We start from the raw sequence: 12,117 nt of genomic DNA, 5'->3' as shown, positions 1-12,117 counted from the left end.
CTGCGCTGAAGCCGGCCGGCGGCGGCTCCGCCGCACGGACCACGGACCGGCCGCGGCCCCGGTGCCGGCGGATCAGGCCGCAGGCACCGGCCGGTCGGGCTCGGCGGCCGGCGCCGGTACCTTCAGCCGGGCCACCCGGAGCCAGCCCGCGCCCGCCTTCGCGGCGGAGCCCAGCGCCAGCCCCCAGGCGGCCCCGGCCACGCCCCACAGCACGTACCCGCCCACCAGCAGGCCCACCGAGAGCAGCGAGAAGACCACCTGGAGGGACAGCGTGGCCCTCGGGTTGAGCACCCGCAGGGTCAGCAGCGCGCAGGTGCCGAGCCCCATGACGGCGTACTGGGCACCCGTGGCCGGCAGCAGCGCGGCCGCCGCCTCCCAGGTGTCGCCGAGCAGCCGGCGGCCGACCCGGTCGGGGAGCGCGTACAGGACGGCCCCCCACCCGGCGCCGAGCAGCGCGAGCGCGCCGCCCATGAGCGCGGTCAGGCGGACGACGCCCCGCTTACCGCGGGCCCGGCCGACGACCGGCGGCCCGAAGGCGTTCGCCGAGTTGAACAGCACGTTCAGCGGCCCGAAGAGGGTGGTGGCGCCGCGCAGCGCGCCGACGGCGAGCGGGGTCGCGAAGACGCCGAGGCCGAGCACGGCGAGCTGGCTGGAGCCGTTGCCCACCGCGAACTCGACCACGAACCGCTGCCCGAGGTGACCGCGGCGCAGGTACGGCCGCAGGTCCGCGCGCACGCCCCGTACGTACGGCCGCAGCAGCCACAGCCCGAGCGCCAGCGCCGGCAGCGCGGACAGCCCCCACACCAGCACCAGCCGCCCCGCCGAGGCCCCCTGGGGCTGCACGGCCAGCGCCGCGAGGACGCACACGAGGCGCAGCGCGTCGGCGGCCAGCGCCCGTTCGGGCACGCGCAGCGCTGAGAAGCAGTACCGCAGGCCGTCCTGGAGCAGCACCAGCGGAAGGACCAGGCCCAGCGCGAGGAAGGCCCGCCCGGCCGGGCCGGGCAGCGCCAGCCCCACGAGGACGAGCAGGGCGCCCGCGGCGGCCGAGGCGGCCCCGGTGAAGCCGACGGCCGACCGGCACACCGCGCCGAGGCGCTCGCCCTTCTCCAGGACGACGCTCTGGCCGACGTAGGCCATGTTCAGCCCGAGGAGCACGCTGAAGGCCACGTACACCATCGAGAAGTCGGCGAACCCGGACGCCGAGGACAGCCGGGCGGCCAGCACCAGCACCAGGATGTTGGTGGCGCTGGAAGCTGCCTGGTCCAGGACCGACGAGACCGCCGCGAGACCGCGCCGGCTCACCGCCGGCCCGTGCGGACGGTGCGCAGGGCGACCGTGTCGGTGCCGTCGCCCGGGATGTGCTGCTCGCCCTCGGCGACCTCGTACGGGATCGGCTGGGGCTGCGGCGGCCGCGGCTTCGCGGGCGCGTCCGGTGCCTCCGGGGCGCCGGGGGAGCCGTCCTTGCCCTTGCGGCCGCGCTTCTCGCCGGGCAGCGGCGCGTGCAGCACCGCGCCGAGGACGGTGCCGCCGGCGCCGCTGATCAGCTCGCGGATGCGGGACAGGTCGGTGCGGTGCACGGCGCGGGGGTTGCAGACGACCAGCACCCCGTCGACGCGGTCGACGAGCGCGAGGGCGTCGGCGTACGACAGGACGGGCGGCGCGAGCACGACCACGGTGGAGTTGGGGGAGTCGGCCTCGGAGATCAGCCGGGTGGCGCGGGCGGAGGTCAGCGCACGGGGTACGTTGCGCGCCCGCTCGCCGGGGATCAGGTCGAAGGAGCCGGACTCGCCGGCGTCCACGACGAGCTGGCGACCGTCGGGCCACTCGGCATCGCCGTGGCGCCCGCCCGCGGGGGTGTTGCCCGGAGTCTGGCTCCAGCGCGGCCGGCCGCCGGCGTCGGTCGGCAGCTGGCTGGCGAGGACGGGGGTGCGCAGGTCCGCCTCGATGAGCAGGACGTCCTTGCCGGTCTCCGAGAAGGAGGCGGCCAGGTTCACGGCCACCGCGGCGGCGGTCTCGCTGCTGCCGCGCGGGGCGACGACCAGCAGCCGGCGCCGGTCGGCGAACCGGGCGTCGTAGGCGAGCCGGAAGGCCACCGAGCGGTACTCCTCGGCGAGCCGCGGATCGGCCTCGCCGGCGGCGAGCAGCGGGCCGCCGCCGGTCTTGTCCCGGGGCAGGTAGCCGAGGACGGGTGCGCGCAGGGCGCGGGCCACGTCGCCCTCGGAGCGGGGCGCCGGGTCGAAGACGAGCCGGACCCAGGCGGCGAGCAGGCCGAGCGCGAGGCCCACGGCCGCGCCGAGCGCGAGCGACATGACGATGCCGGGGCCGTCGGTCGAGGTGGGCGCGGTCGCCGCGCTGGTGACCCGGCCCGGGGTCATGTCCAGGGCCTGGAGCTTGGTGATCTTGCCGTTGTAGCCGCCGACCTCGCTCTGCAGGTCCGTCTTGGTGGAGGTGGCGGTGTCGCGCGGGGCGCCGGCCGGCATCCGGGAGATGTCCTTGGACAGCTCGTCGAGCTGTTTGGCGACCGGGTCGCGCTGCTCCTGGTAGCCCTTGACCATCTTGTCGCGGGTCGCGTCCAGGGACTCCTGGCGCTTGAGGAGGTACGCGTCCGTCATCGCGTTGGCCCGCTTGGCGGCCTCCTTGGGGGAGGACGCGGTGTAGGTGAAGCGCAGCACCATGGTCTGCGGCGGGTTGGTCACCTGGAGGCCGCCGCGCAGGGCCCTGAAGTCCTTGGCGGACACACCGAGCTTCTTCGCGGCCTCGTTGGCTATGGAGGAACTGAGCGCGACCTGCCGCTCGGAGCCGATGTTGATCGCCTTGTCCGGGGCGAGGCTCGGGTTGAACGGGTCGTCGGTCGGCGCGCGCAGGACGACGTCGGCGGTGGCCACGTAGGTGTCCGCCGTGGAGATCCCGAGGTAGACGCCGCCCAGCAGGCCGACCGCGATGCCCGCGCCGATGAGCCGGCGGTAGCGCAGGAGCTGCCTGAACTGGTCCCTGAGGAGGTCGGGCTCGTCCTCCGCCGGGGCCGCTGCCGGGCGGTTCGTCTCGATCACGGCCGGGGACCCCCAAGTGCTTCGTCTATCAGTGCGTCGATCCGTGCCAGGCCCGCTTCGCGGCTCAGGTGGGCCGCCACGTGGCGCGGTCCGGCCGCGCCCAGCGCGTCGGCGCCCTCCGGGTCCTCGGCGAGGGCCCGTACGGCCTTCAGCAGGGCGTCGGGGTCCTCCGGCGGTACGAGGACCCCCGCGCCCGAGCGTTCCACCTCCTGGGCGGTTCCGCCCAGTGCCGCCACGGAGGCGACGACCGGCCGGCCGGCCTGGAAGTAGGACGTGAGTTTCGACGGCACGCTCATGTCCATGACCGCGGCGTGCTGCGTGACCGCGAGCACGTCCGCCGCGGCGAGGATATCCGGGAACTCGCCGTCAGCGGCAGGGGGGATGATGTCAAGGTTCGGCACATCGGCCGCGAGGTCCGCCAGGGCCGAGCGCTGACTGCCGTCACCCATCAGGACAAAGCGGACGCCGGGATCCAGCCGGGCGGCGCTGACGAGGACCTCGAGCCCCTGCTTGAGGCCCATGTTCCCGGAGTGCAGGACGACCGTCTGGCCGGGGGCCCAGCCCAGGTGGTGGCGGGTCTCGCCGCGCGGCTTGGTGGGCACCGCCACGTGGGACCAGTTGGGCACCAGGCGTATCTTCGCCGGGTCCACGCCCATGCCGACGACCCGGTCCACGAAGGTCTCGTGGATGACGCCGACCAGGGTGGCCCGCTTCAGCGCGTACGCCTCGGCGCGGCCGGCGACCGCGGCCGCCTTGTCGCCGCCGCTGATCCCGCTCTGCGCGGCGGCGGCTCCCATCAGGTCCTGGACCACCGGGACGTACGGGACCTTCCACTTCGCCGCGAGCCGGGCCGCGAGCACCCCGCCGGCGAGGCTGGGCATCTGGGCGAGGACCGCGTCCGGCTTCGGCATCCGGGGCGGGGCCACGGCGCCGTGCAGCAGAATCGATCCTTCGAACAGGGCCCGCTTCACGGCGGTCTGGCGCGCCGGCACGGTGTGCGCACGCCGGTGCACATGAACCCCCGCGCGCTGTTCCGTGCGCCGGAGCGCCCCCTTGTACTCCGGCTCCAGCGACCATGCCGGGTAGTGCGGCATGCCCGCCAGGACGTGCGTCTCGTGGCCGAGATCCGCCCAGTGCTCGGCGATCTGGGTCGCGTACGGCCCGATCCCCGCGTGCTCCGGAGCGTAATTCGTGGAGACCAGCAGCAGGCGCCGGTGACCGGATCTGGACACGGAGCGTCCCCTCTTCCCCTGGATGATGCGCACGTCACCCTATTCGTTCACCGGCACGGTGGGGAACGTGCACGCTATTGTCTGCTAATCCGCCACACCGGGGGGTGTGGCCTCTGGGGGGTAACAGATGACGGAGCGGGACATGTCCGACGTGGGTGCGCCGGCGCGCAGACCGTATCGAGTCGGCTACGCGCCGGGTGCGTACGATCTCTTCCACATAGGACATCTCAACATTCTTCGGCACGCCCGGAGCCGGTGCGACTACCTCGTGGCCGGAGTGGTATCCGACGAGATGGCCGAACTGGCCAAGGGCCGCCGCCCGATGATCCCGCTCGTCGAGCGGCTGGAGATCGTCCGCAGTGTGAAGTACGTCGACGCCGCCTTCGTCGAGACCGTCCCGGACAAGGTGGAGACCTGGAGGCAGGTCCGCTTCGACGTCATCTTCAAGGGCGACGACTGGCGGGGCACGCCCAAGGGCGACCGCTTGGAGAAGGACTTCGCCGTCCACGGCGTCGACGTCGTCTACTTCCCGTACACCGTCCACACGTCCAGCACCCAGCTGCGCCGGGCACTGGACGCGCTCGCCGAGCCCCTCGGGGGCCCGGCGGCCGTCACCGCGGAACGGCGCTGAGCTCCCGGTACCACTTCGCGAGGAACGCCAGCAGGAACAGGGCGGCCACCGCACCCAGTCCCGCGTACGCCCAGCGGAACAGCCCCCCGCCGCCGAGCAGCAGGAAGACCAGGCAGAAGACCCCGTAGTCCACAGGCAGCAGGGCCACCGCGCGCACCGTCGACGGTGCGGCTGCGGCGCTGCCCGGGGCCGCCTTCGGCTTCAGCTTCTCGGTCAGCAGCCCGCCGAAGAAGGTGACGACGGCGGCGAACTGGAAGCCCAGCGGCACCAGCAGCCAGCCGTCCGCGCCCGTTCCGTACTCCTCGGGGAAGCGGTAGAAGGCGATCAGCACGCAGGTGTGCAGCGCGGTGAGCTTGGCGCAGTCCACCACGTGGTCGAGCCACTCGCCCGAGGCGCTGCCGCCCCCGCGCAGCCGCGCCAGCTGCCCGTCCGCCGAGTCGAAGGCGAACCCGACGGCGAGCAGGGCCCACACGGCGATCCCCAGCCCCCACGAGGGCGCCGCCAGCGCGACCGCCGCCGCCCCGGCGAAGCTGAGGGCCGCGCTGACCAGCGTCACCTGGTTCGGGGTGAGCCCGAGCGCGTACGAACCGGCCGCCAGGTAGCGGCCCAGGGGCCGGTTGACGAACCTCGAGTACAGCGACACGCCCTTAGCCGACTTCTGTGCCCCGCGCAGCTCCCGCAGCGCGGTCCCGACACTCGCCATGCGCCCCCCTGACCTTCTCGATGGCACGCGTGTGCAGTGCACGCGTGTACGACGGCCACATCATCGCAGGACGGACGGGGGCTCCCGCTCCGGCCGGCCGGAGCCGCCCCTCCGAGCGGCCCCGCCCCTCCGGCCGGACCCGCCCGCCCCGCCGGCCTCAGGCCGTCACGCGGAACAGCAGTACCGAGCGGGCCGGCACCGTCAGGGTCTCCCCGCCCAGGTGGATGGTTCCCGGCTCGGCCGCCTGGTCCTCGCACGAGGTGTCCAGGACGAGTTCGTACCGCTCCGCCCACGGCGCCCCCGGCAGGACCCACCGCGCCGGCCGGTCCCCGGCGTGCAGCAGCGTCAGGAAGCTGTCGTCCGTCACCTGCCGGCCCCGCTCGTCACGGCCCGGGATGTCCCGCCCCGAGAGGTACATGCCCAGCGCGGCGGCCGGCGCGTACCAGTCCCGCTCCGTCATCTCCGCCCCCGCCGGGGTGAACCAGGCCAGGTCCCGCAGCCCGTCCGCTCCCTGCGGCCGCCCGGAGAAGAACGCCCGCCGGCGCAGCACCGGATGGGTGTGCCGCAGCGCGATCAGGCGCCGCGTCAGGGCCAGCAGCTGCTGCCACGACGGCTCCGCCAGCAGCGACCAGTCCACCCACCCCGTCTCGTTGTCCTGGCAGTACGCGTTGTTGTTGCCGCCCTGGGTGCGGCCGAACTCGTCGCCCGCGACCAGCATCGGCACCCCGGTGGACAGCAGCAGGCTCGTGAGGAGGTTGCGCAGCTGCCGCCGGCGCAGCGTCCCGATCCGCGCGTCGTCGCTCTCGCCCTCGGCCCCGCAGTTCCAGGACCGGTTGTCGTTGGTGCCGTCCCGGCCGTCCTCGCCGTTCGCCTCGTTGTGCTTGCGTTCGTACGTCACCAGGTCGCGCAGGGTGAAGCCGTCGTGCGCCGTCACGAAGTTCACCGAGGCGTACGGCCGCCGCCCGCCCCACGCGTACAGGTCGCTCGACCCCGACAGCCGGTACCCCAGATCCCGCACGTCCGGCAGCGCGCCCCGCCAGAAGTCCCGTACGGCGTCCCGGTAGCGGTCGTTCCACTCCGTCCACAGCGGCGGGAACGCCCCCACCTGGTAGCCGCCCGACCCCACGTCCCAGGGTTCGGCGATCAGCTTCACCCGCCGCAGCACCGGGTCCTGGGCGATCACCGCGAGGAACGGGGACAGCATGTCCACGTCGTGCATGGAGCGGGCCAGTGCCGCCGCCAGGTCGAAGCGGAAGCCGTCCACCCCCATCTCCGTCACCCAGTAGCGCAGCGAGTCCGTGATCAGGCGCAGCACGTGCGGCCGCCCGGCGTGCAGGGTGTTGCCGCAGCCGGTGTAGTCGGAGTACCGGCGCTGGTCGGACTGGAGCCGGTAGTAGCCCCGATTGTCGATGCCGCGCAGCGACAGCGTCGGGCCGAGCTCGCCCGCCTCCGCCGTGTGGTTGTAGACCACGTCGAGGATCACCTCGATCCCGGCCGCGTGCAGGGCCCGGACCATCCGCTTGAACTCCCCGACCTGCTGCCCGGTCGTCCCGCTCGAGGAGTACCCGGCGTGCGGGGCGAAGTAGCCGACCGAGTTGTAGCCCCAGTAGTTGCGCAGGCCCCGGCGCAGCAGGTGGTCCTCGTGCGCGAACTGGTGCACCGGCAGCAGTTCCACCGCCGTCACGCCCAGCCCCGTGAGGTGCTCGATCGCCGCGGGGTGGGCCAGCCCCGCGTAGGTGCCGCGCAGTTCCTCGGGAATGCCCGGATGGCGCATCGTGAAGCCGCGCACGTGCAGCTCGTAGATCACCGAATCGGCCCAGGGGGTCTTGGGCCGGACGTCGTCCGCCCAGTCGTCGTCATCGTGGACGACCACCCCCTTGGGGACGAACGGCGCCGAGTCCCGGTCGTCGCGGACGGTGTCCGCGATGTACTGCTGCGGCCAGTCCCGTACGTGCCCGTACACCTCCGGGGGAAGGGTGAAGTCGCCGTCCACCGCCCGCGCGTACGGGTCCAGGAGCAGCTTCGCCGGATTGTGCCGGGCCCCCGTCCAGGGGTCCCACCGGCCGTGCACCCGGAACCCGTACCGCTGGCCGGGGCGCACGCCCGGCACGAAACCGTGCCAGATCTCGTGCGTCAGCTCGGCCAGCGGACAGCGGGTCTCGGCCCCGCCCTCGTCGAACAGGCACACCTCCACCGCCTCCGCGCCCTGCGCCCACACGGCGAAGTTGGTGCCCGCCGTCCCCTCCGGGCCGCGATGGAAACGGGCCCCCAGGGGATGGGAGGACCCGGGCCACACCGGTGGCCCGGGGCGCGCGGACGCCCGGGGCGGCTGGACCCGGGCCTGCCCGTTCACCTGGCCGTTCGGCTGACCGGCGGTCTGCCCGGCGGTCTGCCCGTTCGGCTGTCCGGCGGAACGGCCGTTCGGTTGCCCGACCAGCTGCCCCGCGCCGGGATGGCCGTCGGCCGGCGGTGCGGGCGCGGTCTGGCCGCTCCGTACCGTGCCCGTGACATCCCCGGCATTCCTGACGGCTTCCACCGCCTCTTGCTCGGCTGCGCTCGACACTGCCCGCCTCCACGGCTCCTGGTACCGGCAGGGGAGGGGTATCAGGGCCCTGGCGTCCCGGCCCGGGCCCGCCCCCGTCTGGTCCTTCCCACTGTTCTGCCCGAACAGTTCTGCCCGGAACGTGGCCCGCGCTCACGTTTCCCCCGGAGGGGCCCTGTCGTTGGAGGGAACGTGACACTTCTGACGAGGCGGGCAGGGGCGGGCTTGGCCGCCGTAGCGGCATGGGCGGCCCTCCTGGGCGGTCTGGCCGGATGCACCCAGGACGGCAGGTCGCCGGTCGAGATCGCGCTGCCCGGGAAACCGCGGCCGCCGGAGGAGGCCATCCGGGTCACCCCGGAGGACAACGCCAAGGGGGTCCAGGCGGACGGAAGACTCAACGTCACCGTGCCCGAGGGCCGGCTGGAGCGGGTCGTGGTCACCAAGGTCGAGGACGCCCAGGAGGAGCGGGTCCCCGGCGCCATCGCGGCAGACGGGCTCAGCTGGAGCCCCGACCCGGCGGCCGGCCGGCTCGCGCTCGCGGCCAAGTACACCGTGGACGCCGTCGCCCTCGACGGGCACAACCGCCGCCAGGCCCGGCACACCACCTTCACCACCTACGTTCCCGAGGAGCGCTTCATCGGCTACTTCAAGCCCGAGCACCGTTCCACCGTCGGCACCGGGATGATCGTCTCCTTCAACTTCAACCGTTCGATCGAGCGGCGCACGGAAGTGGAGCGGGCCATCACCGTCACCTCCGTCCCGGCCGTGGAGGTCGTCGGCCACTGGTTCGGCGACGAGCGCCTCGACTTCCGGCCCAAGACGTACTGGAAGCCCGGCACCGAGGTCACCGTGAAGGTGAACCTCCGCGACGTCGAGGGCGCGCCCGGCTCGTACGGCATCCAGGACAAGACGATCACCTTCACCGTCGGCCGCTCCCAGGTCTCCACCGTCGACGCGGCCGCCCACACGATGGAGGTCCGGCGCGAGGGGCAGCTGCTGTCCAAGGTGCCGATCAGCGCCGGGGCGCCCAAGACCACCACGTACAACGGGAAGATGGTGGTGATGGAGATGTTCGACGTCACCCGGATGAACGGCCAGACCGTCGGCTTCGGCGGCGAGTACGACATCCCCGACGTCCCGCACGCCATGCGGCTCACCTCCTCGGGGACCTTCCTGCACGGGAACTACTGGCTCAGCCCCGACACGTTCGGCAGCAGCAACATGAGCCACGGCTGCGTGGGCCTGCGCGACGACAAGGGCGGCGGCTCGGACACCCCGGCGGGCTGGTTCTTCGACCGGACGCTGGTCGGGGACGTCGTCGAGGTCGTGAACTCGCAGGACAAGGTCGTGGCCGCGAACAACGGGCTGGGCGGCTGGAACATGTCCTGGGCGGACTGGGTGGCCGGCTCCGCCCTCGTCTGACGCCCGGGCACCGCGCGCGAAGCCCGGGCCCCGGGCTCCGTACGGTGACTCGCACAGTGCCCCGTACGGTGACCCGCGCAGTGCCCCGTACGGGTGATTCGTGTGATCAGAATGCCGTAGCGGACGAGTGTCTCCCGGCCCCCGCCGACCGCCCCCTCCAGCCTGTCAGGGCACATCAGCCCAGGTGGCAGGTAAGGGACGGAGTGTCATGTCAGCTAGGAACTGGACCCTCGGGGTGGCGATCGGAGCCGTGCTGGCGGCCGGTGCGCCCGCCGCCCTCGCGGCGGGCCCCGGCGCAGACCGGCCGGCGGCCGCCCCGCGGGCGCTGCTGCCGGGCGGGCTCGGACCCTGCGTGCCGGCGCCCCCGAACCCCTGCCCGAACCCGTTCCCCGCCATCGGCAGCAACGGCATCCCCGTCGGCCGGGACAACGGCATCAACATCTTCGTCGGCGGCGACTTCCGCGTCCGGGAGCGGGCCTCGGAGGCCGAGGGCCGCCTCGTCGTCCTCGGCGGCTTCGACCAGGACAAGACGACCGGCGCGGACAGCCGCTACAACGTCGGCATCGTGGGCGCCGGGTCGCTGGTGCCGCCGCCGGACGGCGCGGACTTCCTCACCACCGGCGGGAACATCACCGTCGCCGTCGGCGAGCGGCTGCTCGCCGACGGAGGCGTGGTACGCCACGCCGGGACCGTCACGGGAACCGTGACCGGCACCCTGCGCCAGGACCCCGCCGCGGCCGCACCGTACACCGCCCTGCGCGACCAGCTCAGCGCTGCCAGCGAGTGCTACGCCCGCGTCGACGGCCGGCCGCGCACGGCGACCGGCACCGCCACGAACAGCGGTTTCGCGACGGTCTTCCGCGGGGACGGCACCTCCGCGCTCCAGGTGTTCAACATCGACGCCAACCTGGTCGGCGCCCGCGGCGGCCAGCAGGGGATCACCTTCGAGCAGATCCCGGCGGGCGCGACGATCCTGGTCAACGTGCTCGGCGCCGACCGCACCGTCAACACCTACAGCGGCGGCATCACCGACGACGACCCGCTCAACGCCTACCGCGAGCGGCTGCTGTGGAACTTTCCGGACGCCACGACGGTCGACCTGAACGGCACCGGCCAGTTCCAGGGCAGTTTCCTGATGGGCGAGCAGACGTCGCAGACCAACGTCCGGCTGCCCGGGATCAACGGCCGGTTCTTCACGACCGGCTCGGTCACGCACACCAGCGAGCCCGGCGGCGGCGGAGGCCAGGAGTTCCACGCCTACCCCTTCACCGGCGACCTCCCCACCTGCGGGCAGCCGCCCGTGACCACGGGCCTGGTCTCCGTCCTCAAGCGCGATGAGACGGGTACGCCGCTGGCGGGCGCCGTCTTCGAGCTGTGGAAGGAGTCCAACGGCACCGAGGGCCTCCAGACCACCGGCACGACCCCGGACACCGAGGTCACCGAGTGCACCAGCCCGCGGAACGGCGTCTGCGAGCAGCGGGCCGAACTCGGCACCTACTACTGGCGCGAGACGGCCGCCCCCGACGGCTACGCGCTGCCCGCCGACCCGGTCCACCGGCTCACCCTCACCGAGCAGAACGCCGCGGCCGGCGTCCGGGTCACCGCCGACAACCAGCGGGTCCCCGTACCCGGCGCGAGCGTCGTGCTCCGCAAGACCGACCAGGAGACCGGACTCCCGCTGGCCGGAGCCCGCTTCGAGCCGTGGCGTGAGGAGAACGGCCGCGACGGCCTGCAGACGGCCGGCCCGGACGCGGACTTCCGGCTGGCCGCCGGCACGTGCACGACCGACGTCGGGGGCACCTGCACGGTGGAGCTCCCGATCGGCGAGACGTACTACTGGCGGGAGACGGCGGTCCCCGCCGGCTACGACCTGCCGGTGAACCCGGTCACCGCGTTCACGCCGGACCAGGACGACGTGGCCAACGGCCTGGCCCTGACGGTCCCGAACCGCCGGACCCCGGTGCCGCCGGTGTACGAGGGCTCGGTCCAGGTCCTGAAGAAGGACGCGAAGACCAAGCGGCCGCTGCGCGGCGCGGTCTTCGAGGTCTGGAAGGAGACCAACGGCATCAGGGGCCTGCAGACCCGGGGCATCAACGCCGACCGCCTGGCCAAGCCCGGCTGCGCGACCGACCGGACCGGTGCCTGCGACTTCACCGGGCTGGAGGAGGGCTCGTACTACCTGCTGGAGACGGACGTGCCCGAGGGCTACGTCCTGCCGCGCGACCGGGTGACCGGCCCGCTGGTGCTGGACGGACGCACCCCGGGCGGGCGGCTCGTGGTCACGGTCCAGAACAAGCGCGACGAGCACGGCAAGGGCAAGGACGGCAACAGCGGCAAGGACGGCAGGGGCGAGGGCCGCGAGCAGGGCCACGGCCCGCGCGCCTGACCGGCGGCCCGCGCGCCTGACCGGCGGCCCGCGCGCCTGACCCGCGGCCCCGTCCGGGTGCGCCGGTGGAGTGACCCGCTCACCCCGCCGGCGCATCCGCGGGGCGCTTCCCCTCCCCGTCGGGTTGGCTGGGCCCCGGCGGCCCGGCCGG

The 12,117-nt window shown here is 73.7% G+C and carries 8 protein-coding genes; 3 read left to right on the top strand and 5 right to left on the bottom strand.

Annotation, left to right across the window (positions count from 1 at the left end):
• Positions 1 to 72 precede the first annotated feature (72 nt).
• The 3 genes from OTB16_RS01430 to OTB16_RS01420 are packed head-to-tail and all read right to left on the bottom strand — an operon-like array spanning position 73 to position 4,252.
• Positions 73 to 1,302, bottom strand: a complete 1,230-nt coding sequence (locus OTB16_RS01430) for an MATE family efflux transporter (protein ID WP_267717748.1) — start codon at positions 1,300 to 1,302, stop codon at positions 73 to 75.
• On the bottom strand, positions 1,299 to 3,050 hold the full coding sequence (locus OTB16_RS01425) for a lipopolysaccharide biosynthesis protein (protein WP_267717746.1): 1,752 nt from the start codon (positions 3,048 to 3,050) through the stop codon (positions 1,299 to 1,301). The genes OTB16_RS01430 and OTB16_RS01425 overlap by 4 nt, the downstream gene beginning before the upstream one ends.
• Positions 3,047 to 4,252 carry a glycosyltransferase family 4 protein gene (locus OTB16_RS01420; protein ID WP_267718366.1) on the bottom strand — a complete coding sequence of 402 codons (1,206 nt, stop codon included), beginning with the start codon at positions 4,250 to 4,252 and terminating at the stop codon, positions 3,047 to 3,049. Before OTB16_RS01420 ends, OTB16_RS01425 begins: the two co-directional genes overlap by 4 nt.
• 172 nt (positions 4,253 to 4,424) lie before the next feature.
• Between OTB16_RS01420 and OTB16_RS01415 the strand changes: the two genes are divergently transcribed.
• Entirely contained in the window at positions 4,425 to 4,913 is a 489-nt protein-coding gene (locus tag OTB16_RS01415; RefSeq protein WP_267717745.1) for an FAD synthase family protein, read from the top strand.
• Here OTB16_RS01415 and OTB16_RS01410 read toward each other — a convergent pair.
• Both OTB16_RS01410 and glgX read right to left on the bottom strand, forming a co-directional pair.
• Positions 4,894 to 5,616: a CDP-alcohol phosphatidyltransferase family protein gene (locus OTB16_RS01410; RefSeq protein ID WP_267717744.1), complete on the bottom strand. Its 723-nt coding sequence runs from the start codon at positions 5,614 to 5,616 to the stop codon at positions 4,894 to 4,896. The genes OTB16_RS01415 and OTB16_RS01410 overlap by 20 nt on opposite strands.
• Positions 5,617 to 5,773: 157 nt before the next feature.
• Positions 5,774 to 7,969, bottom strand: coding sequence for a glycogen debranching protein GlgX (glgX, locus tag OTB16_RS01405; RefSeq protein ID WP_267718365.1), 2,196 nt, complete (start codon positions 7,967 to 7,969; stop codon positions 5,774 to 5,776).
• 414 nt (positions 7,970 to 8,383) lie between these two features.
• Between glgX and OTB16_RS01400 the strand changes: the two genes are divergently transcribed.
• Both OTB16_RS01400 and OTB16_RS01395 read left to right on the top strand, forming a co-directional pair.
• Positions 8,384 to 9,580, top strand: coding sequence for a L,D-transpeptidase (locus OTB16_RS01400; protein WP_267717743.1), 1,197 nt, complete (start codon positions 8,384 to 8,386; stop codon positions 9,578 to 9,580).
• Between the two features lie 208 nt (positions 9,581 to 9,788).
• Entirely contained in the window at positions 9,789 to 11,966 is a 2,178-nt protein-coding gene (locus tag OTB16_RS01395) for a choice-of-anchor A family protein (RefSeq protein WP_267717742.1), read from the top strand.
• Positions 11,967 to 12,117 lie beyond the last annotated feature (151 nt).

The sequence above is a fragment of the Streptomyces antarcticus genome, from assembly GCF_026627255.1.
Lineage (GTDB): Bacteria > Actinomycetota > Actinomycetes > Streptomycetales > Streptomycetaceae > Streptomyces > Streptomyces antarcticus.
This window is presented reverse-complemented; position numbering and strand designations above follow the sequence as displayed.